Here is a 12,612-nt window from a genome sequence, read left to right as displayed (position 1 = left end):
GGGCGCGCGGGCCGCGGGGCAGGCCCTTGGCGGTACGCCTCAGGCGCCACCGCGGATGACCCGGCGGGCGGCCTTGAGCCAGCTGGATTTCTGGGTGGCGAGCTTCCGGAATTCCGCGGCGTGGCTGCGCACCACATCGTGCTGGATCCGCGTCTCCGCCTTGCCCCAGACAGACACGAGCCGGGTCTCTTGTTTGCACCGCACGTCCGCCTCCGCCACCGCGATCTCCTGGCGGGAAGGCCGGGGGGACTTCGCCCAGCGGTCATCGCCGGCGGCGGCCAACGGGTCCGGATAGCGATACCCGTTCCCCTTCATACAGGCACTCCAGGAACGGACGACGGACCGCACCGCTCGATGCTGCTGAGATGCCGTGAACTCATCTCGGATACGTCGGTTGAACTGCGCCGTGCTGCCCTTCGGGACGCCTCGCAGCAGGTGGACATGCGCCTTCTTCCAGCACCCGCCGACGCCGTCCTTCCCGTATGCGGCGAGCTGCGCGGCGCGTGGCATCTTCTCCCTGGCCCGCCAGATCTCATCCCGCCGAGCCGTCTCCGGCGGGGCCGGCGGCAGGTGGTATGCGAACCGGCGGGCGACGTCCGGTTCGATGACCCCGTAACGGCGTCGTTGCGGCGGGTCCGGGTCGACGGTGCTCGGTTGAGGAAGCGCCCTCCAGGCCTTCCCCTTGGTGCGCATGCAGTCGCGGATCAGGACGTCTTCGGCCGATTCGATGGTGTGGACATCGGGGCCGGAGAGCGCATAGGCGTCGAACGGCAGGACCAGGCGGCGTACTTCCTCGGAGGCGGGCGGCACTGCGGGGGGCCGCGAAGCGTGGCGCGGCGGGGAGGGCACTACCCCGGACGAACATCCGGTGACCAGGGCCAGCAGAGCCAGGACGGCGGCGATATGACGGAATGGCATGGTGACCTCACTACGCACTGCGGCGTGGTGGGGCGGCCGCTCTCACGGACGCCCCACCGCACTGCGCTGCTACCGGAACGTCACACAGCTGGCCTTGTTGTCGAAGCCGTTGTTCGACAGGTCGTTGTCGGAGCTGTGTGCATTGGAGTAGTAGTGCGGCCCGACGCAGCTGCCGGCGTGGTCGCTGAGCACCACGAAGTGGGACGTGGTGTTGTTGACCGAGCTGGTGCCGTTGTTGATCGTGCGGCCCTTGTGCGGTCCGCTCAGCCAGCGGTTGTTCCTCAGGTCGCGGTCGGAACCCGTGACGTAGGCATAGCCGCCGTGCCGGTTGTCGTCCTTGAAGAAATAGAACTTGGCCGCATTGATGCCCACCTCGGCCGGTGCCGCGGAGTCATCTGCCGCTGCGGTCGTCGCGGAGTCATCTGCCGTTGCGGTCGTCACGGCCGGAGTGGCTGTGGTGGCGTCCGCGGTGGCCGTGCCGATCCCGATCAGTCCCACCGTGCTCAACGCGGCCGCGGTCAACGTCCGCATGATGTTGCGCTGCATGTTCTTCTCCCCCTTGCATCAACGGTGTTGCCGACGTGGGAGGGGAGCCTTCCCGGTCACGGAATGCCCCCTCAGCCCCCGGGCACCGCCCGGCGTCAGAGTCGATTCAAGCACTTGTCGCACAGCAGTACACAGAATTCGAGCAGGTTCGAAACTGCGGAGAGTAGTGATCGAGTTACGCATTCAGCCGACGCCGCTGGTCACCCACCCCAGGGTTGTGTGTACCCCTCGCGCAGCGGGCCGCCGCGCAGGTCGAGCACCTGCTCCGCCGCGGCTGCCAAGGGCGCAGGGTCGCCCTGTTCGGCCACACTTCGATGTCCGTCCAGCAGGGCCCTGCCTCGTTCCGGATCCGCGCTGAGCAGTCTGCGGGGCAGCCATTTGCCGATGCCTGTCCAGGCGCCGTGGTGGGCGGTGAGCAGGTGCGCGGACTCGCCCAGGGTCGAGTCGGCGAGGGCGAGCTGTTCATAGCGGTCGGCCGGCTGAGTGTCGATCAGGTCGTCCATGAAGCAGGTGAGGTAGTAGCGGCCTCGTTCCCACTCCGCCGGGGTGAGCGGTGGCGGGCCGGCCGCGAGTACCGCTCGGGCCTGTGCGCGTGCTCGGGACACCTGGCCGTGCGGATCCATCAGGGGCACGCCCTGGTCATAGAGGAAGAGCACGGTGCCCCGCCGACGCGCTCGGTCCCGTGCGAAGACGCCGGGAAGGTCCGCGAGGGTGTGCAGGAACAGCTCGGCCAAGCGACCGTCGTGGCGTACCACCTCGCGGCGGCTGGTGTCCGAGTCCGGAAGCAGGACGGCCACGTCCAGATCACTGGTCGGAGTTGCCCGGCCTTGGGCGGCCGAACCGCCGAGTGTCGCGCCCAGTGCGTGCGGGAAGCGGCTGGTAACCAGGCCAAGAGCCAGGGCTGTTGGGGCTGCTGGATCATTCATGGGCGTTCATCGTGCCAGCCCCGGAGGGCGTCTTCCACCACAAGCGGCGCGGTCGCATGCCCCGTTCAGTGCAGATCCAGGCCGAGTTCCTTCTCCAGCACGGTGGCCTGTTCCGGTGTGGCGAAAACGTAGTAGCTGTCGTAGGTGGCCTCCCTGAGGTATACGAACTGGACCTGGTAGAACCGGCGTGCGTCGTCGCTGGGATCGGGATCGACATGGTCGATGAATTCCATGATCGCCAGATGGTCGAGGTACTTGTGCGACCGGTGCTCGGTATCCTGGGTCACCACGACACCGTTGCGGGCGAACTCCAGGGTTTCGCCGTACTCACCCCCGTACAGCCTGACGTCGGTGATGGTGACCGCGCCGTCGGTGAGTGCCGCGGCCTCCTCCAGGATCCTCGTGTAACTCCCCTCCAGATCACCGACACCGTCCGCGTGGGCCGAGATCGCCACGCCGAACTCCTCCAGCGCGCCGGGCACTTCATGGGGTGGCAGCTCATGGTGCGCGAACCCGGCACACCCCGCGAGCACGCTCTCGGCCTTCTCCCGGGACACCATGCCCATCCGCGTCAGGAGCGCCCCCACGTGTGCGTACGAGGACGCCCTGAACCAGAACAGCTCGTCCCGCAGGCCGCCCCCCTGCCGCTCCCCGTGCACCTCCTCGTCGAGGAGCAGCTCACGCAAGCACCCCAGCGGAATCGCCGCGCCCCCGACCCGCTTGTCCGGCTGGTCCACGAACGGCACCTCGGTCCACACGTTCTCCCGCGAGCCCAGGGCCCAGGGCTCGGCGTCAGGATCGAACGGGATGTACTGCCACACCGCCCCCTTGTTGCGCCGGATCACCTCCCCCAGATACCAGCAGGCGCCCTGCACGAACGGCTCGTCGCGCGCCGCGTCGAATTCCTCCACCGTGGCGAACCGCTGCTTCACGACGACTTCCAGCCAGTCCAACGTGTCGGGGTGGAAATTCCACCGCCACGCTCCGGCGAACGCGTCCTCGACCCAGCCGGACAGCGCCTCCTTGCGTTCGGCCAGCCACGCCGTCAGCACCGGATCCTCCGGCAGCGGCAGCCTGGGGTCCACGTGCGGCGTGTGCTCCTTGACCGGCTGCCACCCCGGTATCTCCTGCTGCCGCGCCGTCACGGCCTGTCGCAGCCGCTCTGTCTCCTCGGCGAACGCGGTCCCCGTGCGGACCCGGAGGGCGTACGAGATCAGCAGCATCGGTGCGACGGGCGACAGTCCGAGATCCGGGTCCGGGCAGACGACAGGCTGCCCCGGGAGTCCGCCGACCGGCCGGGCGTGCCACCCCCAGGCACCGCCCGCGACACCGAGCAGCACTTCGCCGAGGTAGGCCATCGCACTCTCCACGAACTCCCTCTGCTTCGCGCTCTCCTCGAACTCCGGCCGCTTCTCGCTCTCCTGGACGGATCCGTCGTGCTCCAGCAGGCACGTCTCCAGCGCGGCCAACGACTTGGGGCAGTAGTCGAAGGAGAAGTCCTCGGGAAGGTGCACCTTCTCCAGGAGCAGCAGCTGATACGGCAGGTCGTCGGTCCACGTCTGCAGCAGCTTCTGCGGGGAGTTCTCCGCCTGTGTCTCAGCCATCATGCGGACACTGTAGGGGCAGGTAACCCCGCCCCGGCCAGGGCACGTTGTGGGAAGTCACGGTCCGGACGTTGCCGTCAAGGTACGAGGGGCAAACTTCCGCTGGACGCCGTACCGCATGTCCGGCTCGCTCAAGACGCTGAAAGGCAGTATCGCGATGGGAAACGTCACGCGGGAAGCACAGGAAGCATGGGACACCCACTATGGCGAAGGCCGTACCTTCCGTCCGCTCAGCGACGCCGAACTCACCTTTCTCCGTGAACTGGTTCCCGCACCGCCCGGTGGCGGCCATGCCCTGGACGTGGGCTGCGGCCTGGGCGATCTCGCCCGCCACCTCGCGGCCACCGGCTACACCGTCGATGCCGTCGACTTCGCCGCCTCGGCCCTCAGCATCGCCGAGCAGACGCCACCGGCATCCGGCACGGTGCGGTTCGTGCAGTGCGACATCGAACGGGATCCCCTCGACGGCCTGCGCTCCTCGTACGATTTGATCGCCTTCCGGCTGAGCTATGCCTTCATCGGCGACCGCACCCGCGTCATGCACCGACTGCGCGAACGGCTGCGCCCCGGCGGCGCGGTCGTGGTGATCACCCCGGTCGTGGCGGGGGTGCCGGCCGACCGCCGCGCCATCGCACTCGACGAGGAAGAGATCACCCTGCTGTCCGCCGGCTGGCACACGGTCGAACGACGTGACGCGGAAGGGCTGGCGTTCCTCGTGCTGCGCGACCCCGCCCCGGGCCCGGTGGCCTACCGCGGCAAGGGACGCCCGTCCCCGCACGCCTTGACCGGTGCGGGCGTCGTGGTGACCGACGAAGCGGGCCGGGTGCTGTTGGGCAGGTCGCTGCGGGGGACATGGGAGCTGCCCGGCGGCAAGAACGACGGCGATGAATCATTCGTCGAGGCCGCCGTGCGCGAGCTCGAAGAGGAAACCGGCCTGCGGGCCAAGGCGGCCGATGCGCGGCTGCTGGCGATCCTGATGGACGCCGTTCACGGCATGCCGCGGGTGACCGCCGCGGTGCGCGTCGTCGACTTCTGCGGCAAACCGGCCGTACGGGAGCCGGATCTCATCCACCGCTGGGAGTGGCACGACGTCGCCGACCTTCCGGCTCTTGCCGCCGCACTGTTCACACCCAGCGCCCACGTCCTGGACGTCGTCTGGCCCGGACTGCTGCCCGGTCTGCCGCCCGTCCACCGGCACCCTCTCGTCTAACTCTGGTCCAACGGGCGCGAGTGGAAGCCCCGAGCCGCGAAGCACGCCTGCCGCACCGGACGCTGACGCTGACGAACCAGCTTAGGTGGAGGAGGCCCGGCCGGCGGGCCAGCGCGTCACGCCCGGGCGCGGGTCATGACCGTGCGGTCGGTGATCACGAGGATCAGGCCCAGGACGCTGACGATGACCATGATCAGGGCGATCAGGTGCAGGCGGTGGTCGCTGACCTGGGTGTGGAACACGACGGAGATCAGGGCGGACGAGGCGATGGAGCCGAGGAAGCCGAACGTCCGGAACAGCCCCGCAGCGGTACCGATCTCACCGGAGCCGGCCTGGGTGTACAGGGCCGTCTGATTGGCGCTGATGGTGGTGCCCAGGGTGATCCCGAAGACCAGGGTGATGACCACGATCCAGACGGTCGGTGTGCTCGCGGTGAGCGCGAGCACCCCGGCCGAGGCAGCCAGACAGGAGACCGCCGCGACGATCAGCGGCATGCGGACCAGGTTCCGTTGCGAGATCGGCCGGGCGAGCAGGGCGGAGAGCGCGCTCATGGGCAGCAGAAGCAGGCCGGCCGCCTCGGAGGACATGTTCCGACCGGCCTGGAGCCACTGGGTGAGCCCGTAGAGGACGGTGTAGACGCACAGCGATGCCACGGCGAAGCGCAGGTAGGTGCGGGTGAGCGCCGGATTCTTGCCCAGCAGGCGTACGTCGAAGAACGGACGGCTCGTCCGTAGCTCCCACCACACGAGCCCGGCACCGATGGCGGCGGCCAGGACGAGAACGAGCCAGTCGGGGTGCGGAAGTCCCCTCAGGAACACCAACAGAGCGGCGATGGCCCCGGCGAAGCCGACGATGCCCGCCACGTCGAGGCGCGCCGCGAGCTCCCGAAGTGTTCTCGATCCCACGACCGGCGGGTCGGAGGGAATCCAGAAGTAGGCCATGGCGAGGGCCAGTAGGGCGAAGGGGAGGTTGATGAAGAACGTGGTCCGCCATCCCCAGGCATCGACCAGCATGCCGCCCATCGGAAGGCCGAGGGCGGACGTGGCCGCACCGGCGATCATCAGGCCCCCGAGTACGCCGCCGGGCGGTGCGTCCAGCCCGGTCGCCTCCGCCCGGCGGCGGATGAGCAGCATCGCGGAGGGGTAGACGGCGGAGCTGCCCACCCCGATCAGCACCCGGGCCACGACCAGGGCGGTCAGATCCTGGCCCAGGCCACCCACGGTCCCGCCCGCCAGGACGATCAGGATGCCGGCCAGGAACACCCGGCGCGGACCGAACTCCTCCGCCAGCTTCCCGCCCATCGGCTGGGCAATCGCGCAGGCCAGGTAGAGCGCCGAGACCAACACCGCGGTCCGCCCCACCGAGACGTGGACGGCGGCCGCGATCGGCACCAGCGCGGTCGCGATCAGCGAGGTATTGATCGCGTTGATCGCCGATCCCGTGAACAGCGGCGTCACGAACCGCCACGAGAACGCGTTCGTGGTGCGGGTGGTGCCGGGCGGTACGGCCGCCGGCGTCACAGGTTCTCACCCAGCCGTTCGATCAGCGGCGCTGCCGCCCTCAGGGTCTCCAGCTCGGCGCGGGTGAACCCGCCCGCGGCGAGCGCCTCCGCCAGCTGCTCGGCACGGGCACTACGCCGGTTCCGCAGCTCCCGCTGCCCGTCCTCGGTGACCGACATGACCACCCGCCGGCCGTCAGCGGGATCGGGGCGGCGCCGCACCAACCCGCGCTCTTCCAGCCCGGCGAGCGTCATCCCCATCGCCTGCGGCGTGATCTGCTCGGCGCGGGCCAGCTCGCTCGTCGTCGACTCGGCCCGCTCCAGGCGCGACAGGACCGACACCTCGGGAAGCGTGAGCTCGCCCGGAAGCGGCTGGCGAAGCCGTCGCACGAACAGACCGAGGCTCACCTGCAGCGCCGAACCCACCGCGTTCACATCCAGATCATCCGCCATGATGGGAAAGCTAGCCTTCACAGTTGAGCACGTCCATCGGCTTTCGCGAAGTGGCCTGACAGCGTGCTGGAAGCCCTGCCCCCTCCCCCCGATGACACGTTCTAGCGGCGACCGGCCCCGGACCCACTCAGCGGCGCCGATGCCTGCGACTGGCTCCCGATGCGGGGATGCTGCCCGCCAGGGGGCGTCGGCCTCCCCAGGATGCTGAGGACGAGCGCTGCGCCTACGAAGCCGGCCAGGCAGCCGGCGGTGTTGGAGAGCAGGTCATTGATGTCGGCGGTACGCCCCCATCGGACGAGGTGCTGGGCCGTCTCGATTGCGAGGGAGCCGAGGAATCCGAAGAGCCCTGCCGTGAACCAGCGGCAGCCGAGCGCGGCGAACAGGATTCCGCCCGGGAGGAACAGCGCCATGTTCACCAGGAAATCGATGAGGTCGGCGGGGTTGCTCACGTCGAGCAGGGCGATGTTGACGGGCCGGCCCCCGCCCGAGGGCGTGCCGAAGGTGAGGCTGACGACTCCGGCGGCCCACAGCCACACCAGGCCCAGCAGGACCCGCTGGGAGGTGCGGCGGGTCCGGGTGGCCGGCCAGGTGAGGAGAGCACCGGCGAATCCGGCAAGGAGAGCAATCACAGCGAAAGGCATGGGGAACGGTAACCGACCGTCGCTTCTGGTGCGCCGCGGAGACGCCGCTGTGGTGCAGGACTGCTGCGGAGGCCCTCACCGGCAGCGGTGAAGCCTGCGCTGAGGGGCGGCGTCCCAGGCGGATCCGCAGGCGGCCCCGCAGCGGCCCGGTCGGCTGACGGGGGAGGTCAGTGACGTAAGCGGGACCATAACTGGTGGTATTCGCGGGCGAGTTGGCGGATGCGGCCGAGTGTGAGGGCCGATCGTAGGGAGGCCAGGGGTTGCAGGGGGGTGTCGAGGAGGCGGGGGTCGAGGTAGGGGGTCCAGCCGGTGGCGCGTGGGTGGTAGCGGGGTGGGCCGACGCAGAGGCGTTTGGTGATCACCCAGCGGGTCTCCGGGCCGGTGTTCGGGCGGGTGGCGTGCAGATGGTCGCCGGCGAAGACCAGCAGGTCGCCCGGTTCCAGCTCGACCTCCACCGGGTCGCCGACCGGCTGGTCCGGCAGCAGGCGCACACCGTCGTGCCGCAGGGGGCGCCGGTACGCCTCGGGCCAGAAGGTCAGACCGTTGTCCTGGCGCACCCGGCTGACGGCCATCCAGAGGTTGACCGAGTTGACGGCGGTGTTGAACCAGGAGTCCGTGTGCGCCTCGTTCGGGAGCAGGAAGCCGGTGTAGGGGCGCAGTTCCTCCTCCCTGCCGCGGACGGCGGCCTGCGGCGGCATGATCCGCACGCCCAGGTGGTCGCTCACATACAGCCGGCGTCCTTGCGGCGGCAGCGCTGCGGCGAAGCGGAGCAGCAGCCGCTGGGCGGCCGGGCGCAGCCGGCGGTCCAGCTCGTCGCGGACCGCCCGGACCTGTTCGGCGCCGGCGACATGGTGCAGATGCTCCAGGCCCCGTTCCGCGAGCCGGCCGGCCGCTTGCGGTGAGACGGCGGAGGTGACGGAGGCGAGCGCCGCACGGTGGAAGGTGCTGCCGGGGACGAGCTGGTGCAACCCGCCGCGGACCACGACCAGATGGCCGTCGAGCACCTGGCGCAGGCGCAGCTCGCCGACCGTTGACGCGTGCAGGGTCGCCAGTGACACATCCGCTCCCTCAGTCGGACGGCTTGCTCGCGCGCAGCGAGAAGGACAACGGCATCGACGGCAGGCCCTCCGGGAGCCGCCACCAGCCGTCCTGCCCCTGGGTCATGAAGGGCACCAATCGCCAGGCCACGAACGGCCACTCGTGCAGGAACTCCACTCGCAGGCCGGCGGCCGCCAGTGCACTGACGACCTCGCCGAGCGAATGGCCCCAGGCGTACTCCCAGCCGGGCAGCTCCGCCTCGGGTACCGCGGTCGGACTGCGGTATTCGAAGGCCAGCGGTTCCTCCTCGCCGAAGTACGAGTAGCGGAGCCGCAGTTCGGGACGGTCGGCCTTGTTGTCGAGCATCCAGGCCGCCGGATGCGACTCGAAGACGTAGACGAAGCCGCCCGGCGCGGTGAAGTGCGCGGCGACCTCGGCCCAGCGGTACAGGTCCGGCAGCCAGCCGAGCACCCCGTGCGAGGTGTAGACGATGTCGAAGGTGCCGTCGAGCCGGGACGGGAGGTCGAGGACGTCCGCTTCCACGAAGACGGCCGACGGGGCGACGTCGGCGGCCAGGGAGCGGGCGGTGGCCACGCCCTCGGCGCAGAAGTCCACACCGGTCACCTGCGCCCCCAGCCGCGCCCAGGAGAGGGTGTCCAGCCCGACGTGACACTGCAGGTGCAGCAGCGAGCGGCCGCGTACCTCGCCGACCTCGGCGCGTTCCAGCGCACGCATCCGGGAGCCGCCGGTCCGGAACCCCGCGAGATCGTATTGGGCGGATGCGGCCTTCAGCGGCGTCCACCGCTGCCACATCTCATGGTTCTTCCTGAGGTACGTCTGTGGGTCACGCGACCCGCTCGGCTGTGGGTCACGCGACCCGCTCGGCGCGGTCATGCCGGCAGCTCGTAGACGCTGATGTGCCAGCGGCTGCTGTCGTCGAAGGGGGCACCGGACCACCCGCCGAACCGCTCGCGCAGCCGCAGGCCGGCGGCCGCCGCCATCAGGTCGAGCTCGCCCGGGGCCGCGTAACGGAAGACCACCTGGACGTGCCGGAAGATGCCCTCGTCGAGCACCAGGTAGTCGGAGGTGTAGCGCTGGGAGGCGGGCTGGAGACGACGGGTGCGCAGCATCGGATCACCGTTCGCACTCGCCACGGACTGGGCGCCGCCGCCGCTGTGGGCCGCCAGCACCTCGGGGAGGTGGCCGTCCAGGACGAACAGCCCCCCGGGCAGCAGGCGCTGGGCCGCCCTCGCGAAGCAGCGCAACTGGGCCTGCTGGGTGGGCAGTTCGAAGAAGGTGCCATTGGCGACATAGACCATGGCGAACTCGCCGTCGTGGTCCACCTCGGAGAAGTCACCGAAGCTTATGGTGAGTTCGTCGCCGCCGGGCTTGGCGCGAAGCTGGTCGACCATGGTCGGGGCGGCGTCGATGCCGTGGACCTGGTGCCCGCGCCCGGCCAGCGGCAGGGCCACCCGGCCCGTGCCGATGCCGAGTTCGAGCAAGGGGCCGGGCGGCGCGCTCCGGGCCAGCCGCGCCAGCAGGTCCACGGTCTCCTTGGTGCTGCCGGTAGACGGGGTGAACCAGTCGTCGTAGCGGTCGGCGAAGTCGCCCGCATAACGGGGAACCGTCGTCATCGTGCTCCTCTGGAAGGGGTTCAGCCGAAGGGGTGCGGCGGCGTGCCGGGGGCGGCCACGGAGGGCAGCGGCCGGGCGCCGGGGGCGATCAGACGGACGAAGGCCAGGTGCTCCTCGCGGAGTGCGGCGGGGGACGTGTCGACGCAGACGATGTCCTCGCCGGTGTGCTGGGCGAGCAGGCCGACGGGGTTCACGGGATCCACGGGTGCGTTCCGCGGTGTCGGCAGGGGGGTGGGGCCGTACTGCAGCCAGCGCGCCAGTGCGTCCTGATGGCCGTGGTAGGCCCACAGCGCGTGCGCGACCGCGGATGCCGGCGCACCCGTCGACACCAGCCGCTCATGGGCACGTTGGGCCGCCGGGGTGCTCATGCTCCAGCGCACCAGCAGCGCCTCCTGCGCGGCCCGTGCCAGGAGGTCCGCGCGCTCGGCCGCCGGGCCGCAGCGCGCGCCGAAGGTCTGCTCGCGGCCGGCGGTGGTGTGGAGGCAGACGGCGACGGCGCAGGCTCCCGGCGCGGACAGGGTCAGCGCGGTGGCGTGCACGCCGAGTCGCTCGCACACGCGGTGCACGGGCGGGGGAAGTTCGTCCAGCACTCCGGTGGCGGCGGGCGCATGTTCCGCGGGGGCCTGCCAGCTGCGGCGCAGCAGGTCGCGTTCCAGGATCTCCCAGGCCGCGTGCTCGACGGCCGCGGACCGCTGCCGGTGGGCCGCCAGACCGGTGGAGCCGGCGCGTGCCGGGGCGGTGCAGCCGGCGGGTGGGCGGTGCTGCAGGAAGGCCAGCGCGGCCGGCACCAGGATCTCCGTATCGGAGAGCAGGGATCGCCCGGTGATCCAGAGCTGGTGTGCGGCGCGGGCCTCGGTCCCCGCCCAGGGTGCCGGATCGAGCGCGGGCGCCCGCCTGCGCCGTAGTTCGGCGTGGCTGGCGACGAGGGCAGGGGATGCCTCCGCCGCGCGCCCGGCCAGGACATTGCCCATCCGCTCCAGCAGCTCGCCTCGGGCCCGCACCGCGACGTCGGCCGCCCGGGTGCCCGCCGCGCTGCCGATCAGCACCCGCTGCCCGCCGGCGCTCGCGGTGGCGTCGAACAGCGGACTGCGGGCGGCGACCCGGCCGAACAGCAGCTGGGATTCACCGGGGAACGGTGCGAAGACCTGCGGGGACCAGGCGGTCGGCAGGGCGCGGGCAGCGGCGGGCGGCACAGACGGACTCCCGGGGACGGTGGATCAGACGGCGGTCGGGCGCAGCAGGGCGTCGCACTCCCCCAGGACGGCGAGTCCGTGCGCGGTGAGGGACTCCCCGTGCTGCCGCAGGGTGCCGATGGCTTGCCGCGCATCGCTCGACAACCGGTCCCGGCGGGCGGCCAGAGCAGGGGTGGCGGTGGTGTGTTCCGCGTCCAGCAGGCGCCGATAGAGCTCCGTGCAGCGGGTCAGGACCACCGCCTGCTGGAAGAGGCCCGCCAGTGGGCGCGGATCGGCCCGCAGCGGGGTCCGTACGGGGTCCACGCCGTCGGCGGCGGAGGTGAGGAACGGACTGCTCAACTGGGCGGCGTTGCAGCGTGTGTGGGTGCCCTCGTGTACCAGTGCCTCGGCGAACCGGACCGGTCCGGGCAGACCGCGGGGACTCGCGCCCAGTCGGGCGCGGTTGACGTAGACGGCGCCATGGGTGGCGAAGTCGGTGAAGCCGTCGATCGCCCGGCCCTCCAGCAGTGCCACCTGTGCCACGCAGATACGTAGTTCGGTGAGCATCTCCGGCCAGGCGGCGGCGAGCCGGTCCCGGCTGTCGTCCAGGACGGCACGCTCTGCCCGCTCCCAGCCGACCAGCCGCGACCCGCCCCTGAGGTCGGCGCCGCGGGGCCGCGCGGCCAGCGCACGCTCCACGGAGCGGGCAAGGTGCGGTGCCGGCCCGACGGGCCCCAGGGGCTCTCCCGTCGCGGTGTCCGTGCCTGCGGTCACGTTCGGCAGGTTCGCGGTCTGCACGGCGAAGGCGGCGGCCACGAGCGCGGGGCCCGCCGCCGCGGCCGCCCGGACCCCGGCGGCCGCCAACACGCCTTCTGCCACCCGCCGTACGGCCTCCTCGTCGCGGCGGGCCGCCTGCGCATCGGGGGCTACCCGCAGCACCGGTTCACCTCCACCGAGTTCACACTCCACCTC

The 12,612-nt window shown here is 71.0% G+C and carries 13 protein-coding genes; 1 reads left to right on the top strand and 12 read right to left on the bottom strand.

The genetic code is table 11. The features are described 5' to 3' along the window. Positions 1-39 precede the first annotated feature (39 nt). The 4 genes from STRNI_RS38385 to STRNI_RS38370 all read right to left on the bottom strand — a co-directional run bounded on the left by STRNI_RS38385 (position 40) and on the right by STRNI_RS38370 (position 3,997). Complete coding sequence (locus STRNI_RS38385) at positions 40-918, bottom strand: hypothetical protein (RefSeq protein ID WP_277412915.1); 879 nt, start codon at positions 916-918, stop codon at positions 40-42. A gap of 69 nt (positions 919-987) precedes the next feature. Further along, the gene (locus STRNI_RS38380) at positions 988-1,464 is read right to left on the bottom strand and encodes a hypothetical protein (protein WP_159491478.1); all 477 of its coding nucleotides are present in this window, start codon (positions 1,462-1,464) and stop codon (positions 988-990) included. Between the two features lie 200 nt (positions 1,465-1,664). Then, a complete protein-coding gene (locus tag STRNI_RS38375; RefSeq protein ID WP_159491476.1) occupies positions 1,665-2,390 on the bottom strand; it encodes a nucleotidyltransferase family protein in 726 nt (241 codons plus the stop codon). Positions 2,391-2,455: 65 nt separating this feature from the next. Continuing rightward, a complete protein-coding gene (locus STRNI_RS38370) occupies positions 2,456-3,997 on the bottom strand; it encodes a hypothetical protein (RefSeq protein WP_277412914.1) in 1,542 nt (513 codons plus the stop codon). A gap of 154 nt (positions 3,998-4,151) precedes the next feature. Here STRNI_RS38370 and STRNI_RS38365 point away from each other — a divergent pair, with 154 nt between their 5' ends. Next, positions 4,152-5,204 (top strand): bifunctional class I SAM-dependent methyltransferase/NUDIX hydrolase, encoded by a 1,053-nt coding sequence (locus tag STRNI_RS38365; RefSeq protein WP_277412913.1) that lies wholly within the window; start codon positions 4,152-4,154, stop codon positions 5,202-5,204. Positions 5,205-5,320: 116 nt separating this feature from the next. On the opposite strand, the gene STRNI_RS38360 is transcribed toward STRNI_RS38365, so the two are convergent. From STRNI_RS38360 to STRNI_RS38325, 8 genes are all read right to left on the bottom strand, one after another. After that, positions 5,321-6,724 carry an MFS transporter gene (locus STRNI_RS38360; RefSeq protein ID WP_218041870.1) on the bottom strand — a complete coding sequence of 468 codons (1,404 nt, stop codon included), beginning with the start codon at positions 6,722-6,724 and terminating at the stop codon, positions 5,321-5,323. Then, positions 6,721-7,155, bottom strand: a complete 435-nt coding sequence (locus STRNI_RS38355) for a MarR family winged helix-turn-helix transcriptional regulator (protein ID WP_148591755.1) — start codon at positions 7,153-7,155, stop codon at positions 6,721-6,723. Before STRNI_RS38355 ends, STRNI_RS38360 begins: the two co-directional genes overlap by 4 nt. 101 nt (positions 7,156-7,256) lie before the next feature. Continuing rightward, complete coding sequence (locus STRNI_RS38350) at positions 7,257-7,796, bottom strand: VanZ family protein (protein WP_159491472.1); 540 nt, start codon at positions 7,794-7,796, stop codon at positions 7,257-7,259. Positions 7,797-7,963: 167 nt separating this feature from the next. Further along, positions 7,964-8,854: a phytanoyl-CoA dioxygenase family protein gene (locus STRNI_RS38345; protein WP_277412912.1), complete on the bottom strand. Its 891-nt coding sequence runs from the start codon at positions 8,852-8,854 to the stop codon at positions 7,964-7,966. Positions 8,855-8,864: 10 nt separating this feature from the next. Further along, positions 8,865-9,647 (bottom strand): class I SAM-dependent methyltransferase, encoded by a 783-nt coding sequence (locus STRNI_RS38340; RefSeq protein WP_159491470.1) that lies wholly within the window; start codon positions 9,645-9,647, stop codon positions 8,865-8,867. A 77-nt stretch (positions 9,648-9,724) separates the two neighbouring features. Beyond that, positions 9,725-10,468 carry a class I SAM-dependent DNA methyltransferase gene (locus STRNI_RS38335; protein WP_159491468.1) on the bottom strand — a complete coding sequence of 248 codons (744 nt, stop codon included), beginning with the start codon at positions 10,466-10,468 and terminating at the stop codon, positions 9,725-9,727. Positions 10,469-10,488: 20 nt separating this feature from the next. Next, entirely contained in the window at positions 10,489-11,661 is a 1,173-nt protein-coding gene (locus STRNI_RS38330; protein ID WP_277412911.1) for a YcaO-like family protein, read from the bottom strand. Positions 11,662-11,685: 24 nt separating this feature from the next. Then, positions 11,686-12,579: an aKG-HExxH-type peptide beta-hydroxylase gene (locus STRNI_RS38325; RefSeq protein ID WP_274733206.1), complete on the bottom strand. Its 894-nt coding sequence runs from the start codon at positions 12,577-12,579 to the stop codon at positions 11,686-11,688. Between the last annotated feature and the right edge of the window lie 33 nt (positions 12,580-12,612).

The organism is Streptomyces nigrescens (genome assembly GCF_027626975.1).
In the GTDB taxonomy this organism is placed as follows: domain Bacteria; phylum Actinomycetota; class Actinomycetes; order Streptomycetales; family Streptomycetaceae; genus Streptomyces; species Streptomyces nigrescens.
The sequence above is the reverse complement of the archived record's forward strand: the minus strand, read 5'-3'. Positions and strand labels throughout refer to the sequence as shown.

What these genes read in the sequence shown, in the direction of transcription:
- STRNI_RS38375 (WP_159491476.1), bottom strand. Translation starts at nt 2,390, where the DNA reads ATGAATGATCCAGCAGCCCCAACAGCCCTGGCTCTTGGCCTGGTTACC.
- STRNI_RS38385 (WP_277412915.1), bottom strand. Translation starts at nt 918, where the DNA reads ATGCCATTCCGTCATATCGCCGCCGTCCTGGCTCTGCTGGCCCTGGTC.
- STRNI_RS38365 (WP_277412913.1), top strand. Translation starts at nt 4,152, where the DNA reads ATGGGAAACGTCACGCGGGAAGCACAGGAAGCATGGGACACCCACTAT.
- STRNI_RS38370 (WP_277412914.1), bottom strand. Translation starts at nt 3,997, where the DNA reads ATGATGGCTGAGACACAGGCGGAGAACTCCCCGCAGAAGCTGCTGCAG.
- STRNI_RS38380 (WP_159491478.1), bottom strand. Translation starts at nt 1,464, where the DNA reads ATGCAGCGCAACATCATGCGGACGTTGACCGCGGCCGCGTTGAGCACG.
- STRNI_RS38355 (WP_148591755.1), bottom strand. Translation starts at nt 7,155, where the DNA reads ATGGCGGATGATCTGGATGTGAACGCGGTGGGTTCGGCGCTGCAGGTG.
- STRNI_RS38335 (WP_159491468.1), bottom strand. Translation starts at nt 10,468, where the DNA reads ATGACGACGGTTCCCCGTTATGCGGGCGACTTCGCCGACCGCTACGAC.
- STRNI_RS38350 (WP_159491472.1), bottom strand. Translation starts at nt 7,796, where the DNA reads ATGCCTTTCGCTGTGATTGCTCTCCTTGCCGGATTCGCCGGTGCTCTC.
- STRNI_RS38340 (WP_159491470.1), bottom strand. Translation starts at nt 9,647, where the DNA reads ATGTGGCAGCGGTGGACGCCGCTGAAGGCCGCATCCGCCCAATACGAT.